Source organism: Erythrobacter sp. HI0063, from assembly GCF_001635685.1.
Classification (GTDB): domain Bacteria; phylum Pseudomonadota; class Alphaproteobacteria; order Sphingomonadales; family Sphingomonadaceae; genus Qipengyuania.
On the sequence record NZ_LWFF01000024.1, the window covers coordinates 18,664 to 33,136 of the forward strand.

Consider the following 14,473-nt stretch of genomic DNA (forward strand, 5'->3'; position numbering starts at 1 on the left):
CCCCTCTATTCGGATAGCGGCTCCACCACGGCCAGCACCGCTTCCACCTGCACCTGCCCGCCTTCGCTGGCGGAAAGTTCGCTCACCGTTCCGTCGAACGGCGCGGTGAGGGCGTGTTCCATCTTCATCGCTTCGAGGACCATAAGGCGCTGACCGGCCTTGACGTTGTCGCCTTCCTTCACATCGACAGCGATCACCTTGCCCGGCATCGGGGCCAGTATAGCGCCATCGGCGGCGGAGGCCGCGCCGGACCCGCGAATTTCGGTCTCGAAGCCGAACGCCTGACCGTTGTCGAACACGACGATGCGCGTGCCGTCGGAAAAGCCGGTCAAGGAAGGCTCGAAAGGCGTGTCGTCCAGCTCCACCAGATGAGTCTTGCCGCGATGCGACAGCGCCACGGCATGGCGCGGTGCGCGGTTCAGGCGGAACCCGGCAAGGGCTTCGGGCTGATCGTCGTTCGAAACCATAACGATGCGTGCCGCGCCGCGCAAAACGGCCTCGTCGGGCTCGCCCGAGGGGATCAGCGCGTCGCCCTTGTCGGCGATGAAGCCGGTGTCGAGGCGTTCAGCGACGAAATCGTTATCGGACAGGGCGTTGGCGATGAAGGCGGCATTGGTGCGCACCGGCCAGACTTCCGCCGTTTCGGCCATTTCGACCAGCGCGTCGATCGCGTCGTCCCGATCCTCGCCCCAGGCGACCAGCTTGGCGATCATCGGGTCGTAATGCGGCGAAATCTCGTCACCTTCCTCCACGCCCGTTTCGATCCGGCCTTCCACGCCCAGATCGAGCCAGTCGAGCGGGCCGGTGCTGGGAAGGAAGCCGCTCGAAGGATCTTCGGCATAGAGGCGGGCTTCGATGGCGTGGCCTTCGATCGTCAGCTCGTCCTGCGTCCGGGGGATTTCTTCGCCGCTCGCGACGCGCAGCTGCCATTCGACCAGATCGACGCCGGTGATTTCTTCGGTCACCGGATGTTCGACCTGAAGCCTTGTATTCATTTCCATGAAGAAAATGCGGTCAGCGCGCAGGCCTTCGCTGGCATCGGCGATGAATTCCACCGTCCCGGCGCCTTCGTAATCCACCGCCTGGGCGGCGCGCACGGCGGCGGCGCACAGTTCTTCGCGGGTTTCCGGATCCATGCCCGGGGCGGGGGCTTCCTCGATCACCTTCTGGTGGCGGCGCTGGAGCGAGCAGTCGCGTTCGAACAGGTGGACGACATTGCCGTGGGAATCGCCGAAAATCTGCACTTCGATATGGCGCGGCGAGGTGATCCACTTTTCGAGCAGCACCTCGTCGTTCGAGAAGCTGGCCTTGGCCTCTCGCTTGCAGCTTTGCAGCATCTCCTCGAACTGCGCCGCCTCGTCGACTTTGCGCATCCCCTTGCCGCCGCCGCCCGCGACCGCCTTGATCAGCACGGGATAGCCGATCGCGTCGGCCTCTTTCTTCAATCGCTCGGGGCTCTGGTCTTCGCCGTCATAGCCCGGCGTTACCGGCACGCCCGCTTCGCGCATCAGCTTCTTGGCCGCGTCCTTCAGGCCCATCGCCTCGATGCTCGACGGTTTCGGGCCGACCCAGATCAGCCCTGCATCGATCACGGCCTGAGCGAAGCCCGCATTCTCGCTCAGAAAGCCGTAACCCGGATGGATCGCTTGCGCCCCGGTATCCTTCGCCGCCGCGATGATCTTTTCGCCGACGAGATAGCTTTCCGCCGCAGGGGAGGGGCCGATATGCACGGCTTCGTCCGCGCTACGGACATGCAACGCCCTTGCATCGGCATCGGAATAGACCGCAACGGTGGCGATACCCATGTCCCGCGCGGTGCGGATGATACGGCAGGCGATCTCGCCGCGATTGGCGATCAGAAGCTTTTGGATCATGCCGTTCGGCTAGCCCGCATGCGGACAAAAGCCAACTCTTCTGGCGAGCTACCAGCCCGCGACGGGACGATAATCGTGGCGGGTCCAGATAATCGGCTCGTCCGGCCCTTCGGAGCGGTTGGCGATCGCCTGGCCGAAGGCGGTGAGGACGTGCCACGCTTTCTCGTAACCGGGCACCACGACGCGGCGGTCCCAGGCCAGTTGCCCGCGATCGAGGACCTTGCGCCCGATCGCGCCGTAAATGTTCGCCGCGGCCAGCACCGCCCAGCGCTGGCGGAAGCGCAGCCGCGCCGCGCCCAGCCGGGCCGCCGCCTCGTGCTTTTCCATCAGAGCGATCAGGCGCGGCATCAGGCTGGCGAGTTCGAAGCGGTTTTCCGGCAGCGCGTGTTCGCCCTGTTCCCACCCCTTTTCCGCCAGCCATTCGGCGGGGAGATAGCAGCGCCCGGCATCGGCATCTTCGACGATGTCGCGCGCGATATTCGCCATCTGAAAGGCAAGGCCGAGATCGCATGCCCGGTCGAGCGTGTCGCCATCGTCTTCCGGCACGTCCATCACCTTGGCCATCATTACCCCGACGGCGCCCGCGACGTGATAGCAATAGCGCAGCATGTCCCGCTCGTTCGCCGGCGCCCATCCGGTCGCGTCGAGGGCGAAGCCGGAAATGACGTCGTTCGCCATGTCCGGGGTCAGTCCGCATTCGTCCGCCACCATGCCGAAGCCGTCAAAGGCCGGATCGGCAGTCGGCTGTTCGGCGAAAGCGCGGCGGGTGAGGACTCGGATCGCCTGCACGCGGTCTTCCGCACTTTTCAGATCGCCCTGATCGCCCAGCGGGCCGCCCTTGTCCTGATTGTCCGCGATATCGTCGCACCGGCGGCACCAGGCATAGAGCAGCCATGCCCGCTCGCGCGTCCTCTGGTCGAACAGCTTGGACGCGGCGGCGAAGCTCTGCGAGCCTTCCTCGATCGCCTGCCTGGCCTGCGCCACCATGGACGCGCGATCGCGACCGCCGCCCGCCTGGACGGGCGTGTCCCGCATGAAACGCGAGGATACGAGGGGACGCTCGGTGCTCAGAGGTCGGAGGCCTTCATGTTGAAGATCGGCGTATGGGGCTCGTAGCTTTCCATTTGGTCGAGCAAATTGCCTAACGTGTCGGCAGCAAGGATGATCCCCTGATGCGCGGACCGCACGAAGCCGACATCGGCCATATGGCGGTTGAAGGCGATCAGATGGTCGTAGAACCCGAAGGCGTTCAGTAGGCCCACCGGCTTGGTGTGATAGCCCAATTGCGCCCAGCTGACCGCTTCCCACAATTCGTCCATCGTGCCGACGCCGCCGGGAATGGTGACGAACCCGTCGCTGAGGTCGGTGAATTTCTGCTTGCGTTCGTGCATGCCGCCGACCGTGTGGAGTTCGCTGCAATCGTGATTGGCGACTTCCGAATTGGCGAGCGCTTCGGGGATAACACCGATCACCTCGCCCCCATGATCGAGCGCGCCCTTGGCGACCGCGCCCATCAGACCCAGCCTGCCGCCGCCATAGACGACCCCAATCCCACGCTGCGCCAGCGTGGCGCCGACATCGCGGGCGAGCTCGATATAGCGCGGATCGGATGGCGTGGCGGAGCCGCAATAAATGGCGAGGCGTTGAAGAGTCACAAATCCTCCCCGGTACGGGGAGGGGGACCATGCGCAGCATGGTGGAGGGGCAGCATCGATATCTCCGATCGAGAATTGCAGATTTCGACCAGTCGCATAACGACCGGCTCGACATCTTCAAGTACCGCCCTTGCCGGAACGCGCGTCGTTGCGACGCCGCGCGCTTTGAGGAATGCCGAACGGTTGGCATCGCGAAGCGCTGCGGGAGCGCTGTCGTGCGCACGACCGTCGATCTCGATCGCCAGCTTCACCTTCGCGCAATAAAAGTCGAGCACGTAGTCTCCAGCGGAGTGCTGGCGACGAAATTTAAATCCGCCGGGACGTTTTCGCAGCTCGCTCCACAGCATCACCTCGGGCAGGCTCATCTCGCTCCTGAGTCTCCGGGCGCGTTTTATGGTCGGGCGGGGGCCTGTAATCATGCCCGGTGCCCCTCCACCAGCCTGCGGCTGGTCCCCCTCCCCGTTCCGGGGAGGATCACCCGACCAAGTCCTCCACCATCAGGCCTGCGGTCGCTTTCGCACTGCCGACCACGCCGGGGATGCCCGCGCCCGGATGCGTGCCCGCGCCGACGAGGTAGAAATTGTCGATCACATCATCGCGATTGTGTCCGCGGAACCAGGCGCTCTGCGTCAGGACGGGTTCGAGGCTGAAGGCGCTGCCCATATGGGCGTTCAGATCGGTCGCGAAATCGCGCGGGGTGTAGTGGAACTTGGTCACGATCCGATCATGGATGTCGGGGATCAGCCGCTTGCCGATCTCGTCGAGCACGCGCTTTTCGAGCTGCTTGCCCATTTCTTCCCAATCGACCGCCAGCTTGCCCATATGGGCGACCGGAACCAGCGCGTAGAACGTGCTCATCCCTTCGGGCGCCATGGCCGGATCGGTCACGCTGGGGTGGTGGAGATAGATCGAGAAATCGGCAGGCAACACGCCGCCGCCATAGATATCGTCAAGCAGCCCCTTATAGCGCGGGCCGAACAGGATCATGTGGTGCGGAATGCCGGGCCAGGTGCCCTCCAGGCCAAAATGCACCACGAACAGGCTTGGCGAAAAGCTCTTGCGCGACAGGCTCTTGGCGTAATCCTTGCCCCGCTTGGACTGGCCGAGAAGGTCCTTGTAGCTGTGCATGATGTCGGCATTGCTGGCGACCGCGTCGAACCGCTGCTTGAAGCCCGATTTCGTCTCCACCTCGGTCGCGCGGGTGCCGAGCGTGTGGACGCGCTCCACCGGATCGTCGAGCCGGACGGTGCCGCCCAGTCTTTCGAAATGCGTTACCATCGCGGCGATCAACCGATTGGTGCCGCCCTTGGCCCACCATACGCCGCCATCCTTTTCCAGCTTGTGGATCAGGGCGTAGATCGCGCTGGTCTTCATCGGATTGCCGCCGACCAGCAGCGTGTGGAAGCTGAATGCTTCGCGCAGCTTCTCGTCCTCGATGAAATGCGACACCATGGAATAGACGCTGCGCCAGGCCTGCTTTTTCGCGAGAGCGGGCGCGGCCTTCAGCATGGATTTGAAATCGAGGAAAGGAACGTGCCCCAGCTTGACGTAGCCTTCCTCGTAAACGCCTGCGCTGTATTCGAGGAAGCGCTGATAACCCGCGACATCCGCGGGATTGATCTTGGCAATCTCGTCGAACAGATTGTCCTCGTCGTTCGAATAATCGAACAGCGTCCCATCGGGCCATTGCAGGCGATAGAAGGGCATTACGGGCACGAGCTCGATATCCTCGGCCATGTCGTGGCCGGACAGCGCCCATAATTCCTGAAGGCAGGCGGGATCGGTGATGACGGTCGGTCCGCCATCGAAGGTGAAGCCGTCTCGCTCCCACACGTAAGCCCGGCCGCCCGGCTTGTCGCGGCCCTCGATCACCGTGGTGGCGATACCCGCCGATTGCAGGCGGATCGCCAGCGCAAGCCCGCCGAATCCCGCGCCGACGACGCAGGCGGTCTTGCCGGTGGGAGTGACGGACGAGGAGGGGCGAGCGGTCTCGATAATGGGGGCGTTCATGATTTGTCACCTTGGACGAGCGGGGCGCCTTTGCCAAGCAGGGCGGCCACTGCGCTACGGATGGGAACCGGCGGTTTGCCCGACAGGATGCGAAGCTTGTCGAGCGGGGAGGATTTGGCGGCGTAGAACCGCTCGATCAGCGGTTCCGGCAGAGTGTAGAAGCGCTCGAAGATGCGATAGCGTTCCGAAGGATCGGCGGCATCGAACAGCATCTTGCCGAGCAGGCGGTAATAGCCGGTCGAACGCCAGTGATCGCGCGCGCGCGCGGCGACGAAACCGGCGAGGTCCGGCCCATCCATCCCGCCGACCGCATCGGCCACGGCGAGTGCGGTGCGCACCGCGATCGGCACGGTGTAGCTGGTGAGCGGGTGAACGAAACCGCCGCGCGCGCCTGCCAGAGCGATCCCCGGCTGTTCCAGAGCCTCGCGATGCGCGTCGAAATCGCCACCGGTGATGACGGGAAGAAGGCCCGTCTCCTCGTGCACGAGATCGCCCTGCCAGCCGCGTTCGGCGCAATAGCTCTCGATCCGCTCGCGCAAGGCCGGCGCGTCCAATTCGGCGCGGTCCTGGTAATAGGTGTCTTCGAGGAAGAGGTCGGTCTCGCTCAAAGGCAGGAGATACAGGAAGCGATAGCCGCCGATCTGATCGACGGTCGCGTCCATGATGACCGGCCGGGTCACGCCATGCGGTGCGTCCATCCGGCGATGCTGGCCGAGAAAGACCTGCCATCCGCCGGTGAGATGGGGAGAGGGGGCTGCATCGCGGCAATCGAGAATTCGGCGCGCCGCGATCGAGCGCCCGTCTGCCAGCGTGACCTTGTCCGGCGCCAGCGCCGTCACGCGCGCATTCAGATGAAGCGCGCTTTGGGGGAGGCACCGGCGAAGCCCTGCGTCGAAATCCCGGCTGTCGAGCGAACGGTAATCGGCCGAGAGACGGCGCTTATGGCGCGGGAACCTGACCTCGTTTCCGCCGGTCCACCGCTTGGCCTCGAACGATCCGAGCAGCGCATCGCCTTTTGGGCCGCAATCGCTTTCGAACCAGCTCCAGCGGTGATTGCCGCCATAGCTGTCGCCCGCTTCGATCAGGGCGACATCCAGTTCGGGATATTTTCGATGGACGGCCAGCGCGGTGAGGCCACCGGCCAGCCCGCCGCCCACGATGGCGAGGTCGATCGCAGATGCGCTCATCGCCCTATCCGGTAGGCGCAACGCGCCGGGGCAGCAATCGCGCAGGCAAGATATTCATCCAGCCGACAGGAACGAGACGCGCGGCAATCCGTTACGCGCACAAGACAGACCGAGGGATCGATCATGACAGTTACGAAATTCTTCACCGGCGTGGCGGCCTTCGCCATCGCCTCCACTCTGGCTGCTCCGGCCAGCGCACAGGACCAGGGCGAGCCCGGCGTCACTGCAGAAGGACCGGAAGAAACGGTCTTCGACGGCGACTATCTCAGCGTCGGCGTCGGCGTGGGCTATGCCGCCAGCTATTCGGGGTCGGACGATTACGTCACCTTCGTGTTTCCCGTCGTGCAGGGATCCTATCGCGGGATCGACATCGATCCGCGCCCCAGCGGCGTCGCGCTGAACTTCCTAAACGCGGAGATGGACGGCGGGCCGAACTTTTCGCTCGGCATCGCCGGAAGCATCAACACCGATCGCAGCGATATCGACGATATCGAGGACGACGTCGTTGCCGCCTATGGCGAGCTCGACACTGCGATCGAAGTGGGGCCGACCGTTGGGCTGTCCTTTCCCGCCGTGCTCAATCCCTATGACAGCCTGAGCTTCAACGTCGATGCGCTGTGGGATGTCGCGGGCGCGCATGACGGGATGAAGATTTCGCCGAGCGTTGCGTATTTCACCCCGCTCAGCCAGGCTATCGCGGTCTCGCTGTCCGCCAGCGCGACCTATATCGACGACGATTACGCCGATTATTACTATTCGGTCGCGCCCGGCAATCCCAACCTCCCGGTGGGCGCGCAACTGCCCGGTTTCCAGGCCGAAGGCGGGTTCGAAAAGGTCGGCACCAATCTGCTCGTGGCTTACGATCTCGGCGGCAATCTCGCCGATGGGGGCGTGTCGCTGATCGGGATCGGCGGCTATTCGCACCTGCTGGGCGATGCGGAGGACACCCCCTTCACGTCGATCCGCGGCGATGCCGATCAGTGGTTCGCGGCGATCGGGATCGGTTACACCTTCTAGTCTCCGATCATCCGGCAATAAAAAAGGGCGGCCCCGGGGCCGCCCTTTTCGTATCAGTCTTCGCCCGATCCGGTGCCGACCGTCCCTTCGGCCAGGGCGGGCCGGGGGCCGGGCATTTCCGCGTCGCGATCGCCGGTCTTCAGATAGGTGTCGAACCAGTCCATCATCCGCAGATTGTAATCGTAGCGGGCCGCGGCGCGCGAATTGCCGTGGCCTTCGCCCGGATACAGCACCAGGCGCACCGGCACGTCGGGCTTCCTGACCTTGATCGAACGATAGAGCTCGTAGCTCTGGCTCGGCGCCACGCGCGGGTCTTCCGCACCATGCATGATCAGAAGCGGCGTGTTCGCCTTGTCGACGTGATAGATCGGGCTGACTTCCAGCATCTTCTGCCAATCGTCCCACGGCCAGGCGAGGCTGTGGGCGTTGTACATTTCGTACGGAATGTCGGTGGTGCCGAACTTGCTGATCTGGTTCGAGATGCCGACGAACATGACGCCCGCCACGAACTCGTCGCTGAGCGCGGTGGCGGACCAGCCGGTGGCATAGCCGCCATAGGAGCCGCCGGTTACGCCGACGCGGTCCGGATCGGCGATTCCTTCGACGACCAGCGCGCGCTTGGCATCGACCAGATCGGTGAATTCGGGATCGGTGTACCGGCCCTGATGCTGCTTCGAGAACGCCGTGCCGTAACCGGTCGATCCGCGATAGTTAGGCAGGAACACGGCATAGCCTTCGCCCGCGGCAACCTGGCCCGGCTTGCTGTAGGCGGTCTGCCAGCCATTGCTCTCATGCGCTTCCGGCCCGCCATGGACGTTGAGGATCAGCGGCGCGCCACCGCGCGGCGCCCCGCCGACGGGTTCGATCAGAACGCCTTCGACCGCCTGACCGTCGCGCGCGGTGTAGGTCACCGTGCGCTGATTGCCGAAATCGATTTCGGACAGCCAGGGATTGTGCGTGGTCCAGCGGGTGAAGCCGCCATCGTTCCAGGTGAACAATTCGGTCGGGTGGCGCGGGGCGTTGGCTTCCACCGCGATGGTTCCGCCATTTGCCTCGACAGCGGTCAGGATCAGCTCGCCGCCGGGATATTCGCCCGCAAGGCTGCCATCGTTGTTGTAGAGACGCAGCGCGGATTGCGCGCCCTTGTGGATCACGGCGGCAAGGCGTCCGTCGGCCAGCCATTCGGCATCCACCGCCGCTTCGGGCATGCCGGCATTGAGCGCGCGGTACTGGCCGGTCGAAACGTCGACCAGATGCAGAGTCGTGTCCGCAGGATCGTTCACGTCCACGCCCGCGATCATCGAAAGCTGGCGGCCGTCGGGAGAAATCTCGATATCGCCGAGCTTGCCCGGCGTTTCGACCACGCGCGTGATCTCGCCGGTCGCAAGGTCGATGATATGCGCGCGCTTCGAGGTATAGGCATCGTCGATTTGCGGGGTCGGCGCGCTTTCGACCACGGCCATGCGGCCATCGGGCGCGACGTGGAACGCGCTGACATAGCCGGGGATGGTGACGGCGCGCGGGTTCTCGTCGATCTCTTCGCCGACGCGGGCCGAGAACAGGCGGTTGAGCCGCGCCTCTTCCTCATAGACGATGGCGTTGAATCCGGCCTCGTTCTGCGACGTTCGCTCGGTATCCTCGGCGGCAGCGGTCAGCATGTGGATCATCGAGCCATCGGGCGACCAGGCGTAGCTCGACACGCCGACGCCATCCACCTCGGCCAGCTTGCGCTGCGCCCCGCCATCGACCGGAATGCCCCAGACCGCGCGCTTTTCCCCATCCTTGGTCCACAGGAAGCTGATCATCCGGCCATCGGGCGAAAATTCGACGCCGCCCACGCTGACATCGTCGGGCAGGAAGGTGCGCGCCATGTCCGGTCCGGTTGCGAGCTTCAATTGCTGCTGCGTCGTCCCATTCGCTTCGCCGGACGTCACGTCGGGCAGGCTGGCGGTGGTGTAGGCGATGCGGCGCCCGTCGGGCGAGACCGCGATGGTACCCACGCTTTCCAGCTTGGCGACGTCTTCGGGAGTCATCGGGCGGGCGTTGGCTGCCCCGGCGATCAGCGATGCGCTGGCGAACAGGCTGGCGAAAACAAGCTTGCGGTTCATCGGTATGGCGATCCTCTTTGTTCCGGTTTCCGTTGAAATCATTGCCGCCCTTCATACCGATGCCACTCCCGATGGCAAACCGGCGCTTGCCCGGCACCGGTCATCGCGTCACAAGCTATGGAAAAGGGAGAGACCGCATGACCAGATCCATCGCCCGTTTTATGTCCGCCACCGCACTCGCCATGATCGCGGCCCCGGCGCTGGCGGATACCACCGTGATCCAGGCCGAGCGGGTAATCGTCGCGCCCGATGCGCCGCCGCTCGGTCAGTCGACGATCACGGTTACGGACGGGCGCATCGTCTCGATCGCAGACGGGTGGCAGGCAGCCCCCGATGGCGCGACGCTGGTGCAATTGCCGGGCAAGACGGTGCTGCCCGGCCTTATCGATCTGCATGTCCACCTGACGGGCGATCCGGGCGGCGATTTCTGGAAGGAAGCGGTCGAGCCCGCCGAATGGGGCGTGGTGGTCGGCGCCAAGAACGCGCGCCTGACCGCGCTGGCCGGATTCACAACCGTGCGCGAAGCGGGCAGCGCGCAACAGACGGCCTTCGCTCTGCGGCGCGGGACGGAAGAAGGGCTGATCGCGGGCCCGCGCATCGTCGCCGCCGGGCCGCCGCTCGCCATTATCGGCGGGCATGGCGACGTCACCGGCTTCCTGCCCGAAATCAACGAGATCCTGTCGAGCGGTTACAGCTGCACCGGCGCGGTCGAATGCGCGGCGGAGGTGCGCCGCGCCAGCCAGAATGGAGCGGATACGATCAAGATCACCGCGACCGGCGGCGTCCTCAGCCAGCAGGGCCGCGGGCTGGAAGCGCATTTCACCGATAGCGAGATGAAGAGCATCGCCGACACCGCGCATTCCCTCGGGCTCAAGGTGATGGCGCATGCGCATGGCGCGCGCGGGATCGAGGCGGCGAGCCGGGCGGGTATCGATACGATCGAGCACGGCACCTATCTCGACGAGGCGGCGGCGCGCGAGATGGTGAAGAACGGCACGGTGCTGATCCCGACGCTGATGGCGTTCAAGGGCGTGACCGAGCGGCTGGGGCAGGGGATCTACACCCCGGTGGTCGAAAACAAGATCCGCGAAGTCGCCGATGTGGCGCAGACCTTCATGGGCAAGGCGCGCAATTGGGGCGTGCCGATCGCCTTCGGAACCGATGCGGGCGTATTCGAACATGGCCGCAATGCGGGCGAATTCGCGCTGATGCGCGCGCAGGGCATGACCGACCGCGAAGCGCTGGCGAGCGCAACGACCATGGCGGCGCGCGTGCTGGAAATGGAAAACGAGATCGGGCGGCTGGCGCCCGGCTATTCGGCGGACATCATCGCGGTGGACGGCGATCCGCTGGCCGACGTGACCGTGCTGGAAGACGTCGACTGGGTGATGGTGCGCGGGCGCGTGATCGACTGATCGCGGCCCGCCGCCTTCGCCCTCTCAGGTTGGGTTATTCCCGCCCGATGCTGGTGTAGGCGAAGCCGCGCTCGCGCATGTCGTCGGGGCGGTAGATATTGCGCAAATCCACCATGACCGCCGCCTTGGCGAGCGATTTGACCCGGTCGAGGTCGAGCGCGCGAAAGGCGTCCCACTCGGTAACGATGGCGACCGCGTCCGCATTCTCGATCGCTTCGTAGGGATCGGCGCACATGGTGACGTCGGGCATCAGGGGCTTGGCCAGCTCCATGCCTTCCGGATCGTAAGCCGCCACGTCCACGCCCGCATCGGTTAGCGTCTGCGCCACCGCAATGGCGGGCGAATCGCGCATGTCGTCGGTGTTGGGCTTGAAGGTCAGACCCAAGAGCGCGACCTTCTTGCCGCGCGCCCCGTCATGCCCGCCGATGGCGTCCAGAACCTTGCGGCCCATGGCGCGCTTGCGAGTGTCGTTGACCTTGACCACCGCCTCCACGATCCGCGTCGGGCTGTCGTAATCTTCCGCCGTCTTGAGCAGGGCCAGCGTATCCTTGGGGAAGCACGATCCGCCATAGCCCGGTCCGGCATGGAGGAATTTGGACCCGATCCGGTTGTCCATCCCGATCCCGCGAGACACGTCCTGAACGTTCGCGCCCACCTTTTCGCACAGATCCGCCATCTCGTTGATGAAGGTGATCTTGGTCGCGAGATAGGCGTTGGCGGCGTATTTGATCAGTTCGCTGGTGCGGCGGCCGGTGAAAAGAATCGGCGATTCGTTGAGGAAGAGCGGGCGATAGACCTCGCGCATCACGTCGCGCCCGAAATCGTCCTCGGCCCCGATCACGATCCGGTCCGGCCGCTTGAAATCACCGATCGCCGCGCCTTCGCGCAGGAATTCCGGATTCGAGACGACGGCGAAGCGGTGCTGTACGCCGCTATCCCTGAGAATGCGTTCGACTTCGTCGCCCGTGCCGACCGGAACGGTCGACTTGGTGACGATCACCGCATCGTTCGACAGGTTCGCCCCGATCTCTTCGGCGACGGCATAGACGAAGGAGAGGTCGGCATGTCCATCGCCCCGGCGGCTCGGCGTGCCGACCGCGATGAAGATCGCGGAAGCGCCCCCGATCCCCTCGGCCAGATCGGTGGTGAAGGCGAGCCGTCCGGCCTCGACATTTTTCGCCACCAATTGATCGAGCCCGGGCTCGTAGATCGGCATGATCCCGTCATGGAGGCGGTCGATCTTCGACTGGTCCTTGTCGATGCAGACGACCTCGTGGCCGAAATCGGCAAAGCAGGCCCCCGATACCAGCCCGACATAACCCGAACCGACCATTGCTATTTTCATGTCGTCTACCCGTCCTGGATGGTTATCGTACCGTCACGCTCGACGGCCTGGATATAGCGACGCTGGGTGCCCTCAAGGACGAGCGCGGTCAAGATGCCGGTGCGGAAGGCGCCCGTATCGATCCCGATGCGGTGCCCCTTGTCCTGCACGTCTTCGAAAATTGTGTGGCCGTGCACCACCACATGGCTGAGCGGGCCGACATTGTTGAGGAAGCGCTCGCGTATCCAGCGCAGATCCTTGCCGGACTGGTCCTCGATCGGGCGCGCGGGATCGATGCCCGCATGGACGAAGACGAAATCGCCAATCACGACCATGTCCTCGAAGCCTGCGAGGAAATCGCGGTGCTCCTGCGGGACCAGACGCCGCATCTCGTCCTGCAATTCGGCGAGTTCCAGCGCGTCGTACTGTTTGCGCGTGAGGCCGTAGCTCATGATCGTCTCGCGCCCGCCATGCTTGACGAAATGGCGCAAAACCTTGCGATCCTCGAAGCTTTCGAGAAACATTTCCTCGTGATTGCCCGCGAGGAACCGCATCGGGCGCTGGTTTTCGAGCGCGCGCGCGATGGCGATCACGCCCGCGCTGTCGGGCCCGCGATCGACGAGGTCGCCGAGGAGGATGATGGTGCTGGTGCCCTCGCAGTCCTTTTCATCGTGCTCGATCGCCTGCACCAGCGCTTCGAACAGGTCGCAGCGACCGTGGATATCGCCGATCACGTAATAACGCTCGCCCTCGGGCACGGAGGGGAGCGGCTTGACAGCCTTGTCTGAGCGGAAAATCTTGCTGAGAGCTTTTATCATGGCTGGCATGTGGCGACCCTGGAGCCCGGCGCAAGGCACATAGGGGAGGGCGCGTGGCACGGCAACCGCCATCGCGCCCCTCTGCCCCATCGGTTAGTTGCAGATTTGCCACGCAATTTGTTGCAAGTGCGAAAAGCTGTGGATCGAAACTTGCGCCTGACCCCAATTTGATGAAACAAGCTTTCCGATCCGGACGAGGACCCCGCTCGAAAACAAGGGGCCCGGCGGATTGCAGGTGGGACGAAGCGACACATACAGGAGTCTGTCATGCGCACGTCCTTTCGCGGCCCGACCGCGCTTTTTGGTTTGGCGAGCCTCGCCTTCGCAGCCTCGGTGGCTGCTCAGACCGTCAATCCCGCCGACGAAGTCGAAGCGGAAACCGAAGGTCCTATTACCTTTTCCGCCAATGTCGCGCTGACCAGCGAATACCGCTTCCGCGGTGTCGATCTGTCGGGCGGCGACGTGGCCGTTCAGGGCGGCCTCGACCTGGGCCACGAATCGGGCTTCTACGTCGGCACCTGGGCCTCCACGCTGGATAACGATACGGTCGGCTTCGGCGATATCGAGCTCGACGTCTATGGCGGCTGGAGCGGTGATGTCGGCGAAGGTGTGGCACTCGATGTCGGGGTTATCGGCTATCTCTATCCCGACGCGGGGCCGGGAGACTTCGATTACGTCGAATTCTATTCGTCGTTGGGTTTCACCCTCGGACCCGCCGAAACCACGGTCGGCGTCGCCTATGCGCCGGAACAGGATTCGCTCGGCGGAACGGACAATCTCTACGTCTACAGCGATGTCGGCGTCGGCATTCCGAATACGCCGGTCACTCTGACGGGGCATCTCGGCTACACCGACGGCTTCCTCACCTTCACGGATGATGGCGATGCGTTCGACTGGTCGATCGGGGCGGAGGCCAATATCTACGGTCCGCTCACGCTCAGCGCGGCCTATGTCGGTGCGGAAGGCGACATTGCGCCGGGCGCTTACGATTTCGTCGACGACGCTTTCGTAGTCACGCTCAGCGCAAGCTTCTGAGATAGTTCGCGTATCGAAGAAAGTCGGGCG

At 64.4% G+C, this 14,473-nt stretch carries 12 protein-coding genes; 3 read left to right on the plus strand and 9 right to left on the minus strand.

Features of this window, described 5'->3' with window-relative positions; translation table 11 throughout:
* Positions 1-5 precede the first annotated feature (5 nt).
* Genes A3736_RS01225 through crtY form a run of 6 tightly spaced genes read right to left on the minus strand, consistent with a single transcriptional unit; the run spans position 6 to position 6,726 of the window.
* On the minus strand, positions 6-1,874 hold the full coding sequence (locus tag A3736_RS01225; protein ID WP_067678191.1) for an acetyl/propionyl/methylcrotonyl-CoA carboxylase subunit alpha: 1,869 nt from the start codon (positions 1,872-1,874) through the stop codon (positions 6-8).
* Between the two features lie 48 nt (positions 1,875-1,922).
* Entirely contained in the window at positions 1,923-2,909 is a 987-nt protein-coding gene (locus A3736_RS01230) for a phytoene/squalene synthase family protein (RefSeq protein ID WP_197465450.1), read from the minus strand.
* Between the two features lie 32 nt (positions 2,910-2,941).
* Positions 2,942-3,529: a TIGR00730 family Rossman fold protein gene (locus A3736_RS01235; RefSeq protein ID WP_067678197.1), complete on the minus strand. Its 588-nt coding sequence runs from the start codon at positions 3,527-3,529 to the stop codon at positions 2,942-2,944.
* Positions 3,526-3,948: an endonuclease domain-containing protein gene (locus tag A3736_RS01240; protein WP_067678199.1), complete on the minus strand. Its 423-nt coding sequence runs from the start codon at positions 3,946-3,948 to the stop codon at positions 3,526-3,528. Before A3736_RS01240 ends, A3736_RS01235 begins: the two co-directional genes overlap by 4 nt.
* Positions 3,949-4,003: 55 nt before the next feature.
* Positions 4,004-5,539 carry a phytoene desaturase gene (locus A3736_RS01245; protein ID WP_067678201.1) on the minus strand — a complete coding sequence of 512 codons (1,536 nt, stop codon included), beginning with the start codon at positions 5,537-5,539 and terminating at the stop codon, positions 4,004-4,006.
* Positions 5,536-6,726 carry a lycopene beta-cyclase CrtY gene (gene crtY, locus A3736_RS01250; RefSeq protein ID WP_067678203.1) on the minus strand — a complete coding sequence of 397 codons (1,191 nt, stop codon included), beginning with the start codon at positions 6,724-6,726 and terminating at the stop codon, positions 5,536-5,538. The genes A3736_RS01245 and crtY overlap by 4 nt, the downstream gene beginning before the upstream one ends.
* A gap of 123 nt (positions 6,727-6,849) precedes the next feature.
* Here crtY and A3736_RS01255 point away from each other — a divergent pair, with 123 nt between their 5' ends.
* Positions 6,850-7,743: a MipA/OmpV family protein gene (locus A3736_RS01255; protein WP_067678206.1), complete on the plus strand. Its 894-nt coding sequence runs from the start codon at positions 6,850-6,852 to the stop codon at positions 7,741-7,743.
* 53 nt (positions 7,744-7,796) lie between these two features.
* On the opposite strand, the gene A3736_RS01260 is transcribed toward A3736_RS01255, so the two are convergent.
* Positions 7,797-9,851, minus strand: coding sequence for a S9 family peptidase (locus A3736_RS01260; RefSeq protein ID WP_067678209.1), 2,055 nt, complete (start codon positions 9,849-9,851; stop codon positions 7,797-7,799).
* A 137-nt stretch (positions 9,852-9,988) separates the two neighbouring features.
* On the opposite strand from A3736_RS01260, the gene A3736_RS01265 reads away from it, so the two are divergent.
* Positions 9,989-11,266: an amidohydrolase family protein gene (locus A3736_RS01265; protein ID WP_233999146.1), complete on the plus strand. Its 1,278-nt coding sequence runs from the start codon at positions 9,989-9,991 to the stop codon at positions 11,264-11,266.
* Positions 11,267-11,300: 34 nt separating this feature from the next.
* Here A3736_RS01265 and A3736_RS01270 read toward each other — a convergent pair whose 3' ends face one another.
* Positions 11,301-12,611 (minus strand): UDP-glucose/GDP-mannose dehydrogenase family protein, encoded by a 1,311-nt coding sequence (locus A3736_RS01270; RefSeq protein ID WP_067678212.1) that lies wholly within the window; start codon positions 12,609-12,611, stop codon positions 11,301-11,303.
* Between the two features lie 5 nt (positions 12,612-12,616).
* Positions 12,617-13,417 (minus strand): metallophosphoesterase, encoded by an 801-nt coding sequence (locus tag A3736_RS01275; RefSeq protein ID WP_369815404.1) that lies wholly within the window; start codon positions 13,415-13,417, stop codon positions 12,617-12,619.
* Positions 13,418-13,675: 258 nt separating this feature from the next.
* On the opposite strand from A3736_RS01275, the gene A3736_RS01280 reads away from it, so the two are divergent.
* Positions 13,676-14,443: a TorF family putative porin gene (locus tag A3736_RS01280; RefSeq protein ID WP_067678215.1), complete on the plus strand. Its 768-nt coding sequence runs from the start codon at positions 13,676-13,678 to the stop codon at positions 14,441-14,443.
* The last annotated feature ends 30 nt before the right edge of the window (positions 14,444-14,473 follow it).

Excerpts from the sequence above, each read along its gene's own strand:
- A3736_RS01225 (WP_067678191.1), bottom strand. The coding sequence starts at position 1,874 with ATGATCCAAAAGCTTCTGATCGCCAATCGCGGCGAGATCGCCTGCCGT.
- A3736_RS01230 (WP_197465450.1), bottom strand. The coding sequence starts at position 2,909 with ATGCGGGACACGCCCGTCCAGGCGGGCGGCGGTCGCGATCGCGCGTCC.
- A3736_RS01240 (WP_067678199.1), bottom strand. The coding sequence starts at position 3,948 with ATGATTACAGGCCCCCGCCCGACCATAAAACGCGCCCGGAGACTCAGG.
- A3736_RS01245 (WP_067678201.1), bottom strand. The coding sequence starts at position 5,539 with ATGAACGCCCCCATTATCGAGACCGCTCGCCCCTCCTCGTCCGTCACT.
- crtY (WP_067678203.1), bottom strand. The coding sequence starts at position 6,726 with ATGAGCGCATCTGCGATCGACCTCGCCATCGTGGGCGGCGGGCTGGCC.
- A3736_RS01255 (WP_067678206.1), top strand. The coding sequence starts at position 6,850 with ATGACAGTTACGAAATTCTTCACCGGCGTGGCGGCCTTCGCCATCGCC.
- A3736_RS01260 (WP_067678209.1), bottom strand. The coding sequence starts at position 9,851 with ATGAACCGCAAGCTTGTTTTCGCCAGCCTGTTCGCCAGCGCATCGCTG.
- A3736_RS01265 (WP_233999146.1), top strand. The coding sequence starts at position 9,989 with ATGACCAGATCCATCGCCCGTTTTATGTCCGCCACCGCACTCGCCATG.
- A3736_RS01270 (WP_067678212.1), bottom strand. The coding sequence starts at position 12,611 with ATGAAAATAGCAATGGTCGGTTCGGGTTATGTCGGGCTGGTATCGGGG.
- A3736_RS01275 (WP_369815404.1), bottom strand. The coding sequence starts at position 13,417 with ATGCCAGCCATGATAAAAGCTCTCAGCAAGATTTTCCGCTCAGACAAG.
- A3736_RS01280 (WP_067678215.1), top strand. The coding sequence starts at position 13,676 with ATGCGCACGTCCTTTCGCGGCCCGACCGCGCTTTTTGGTTTGGCGAGC.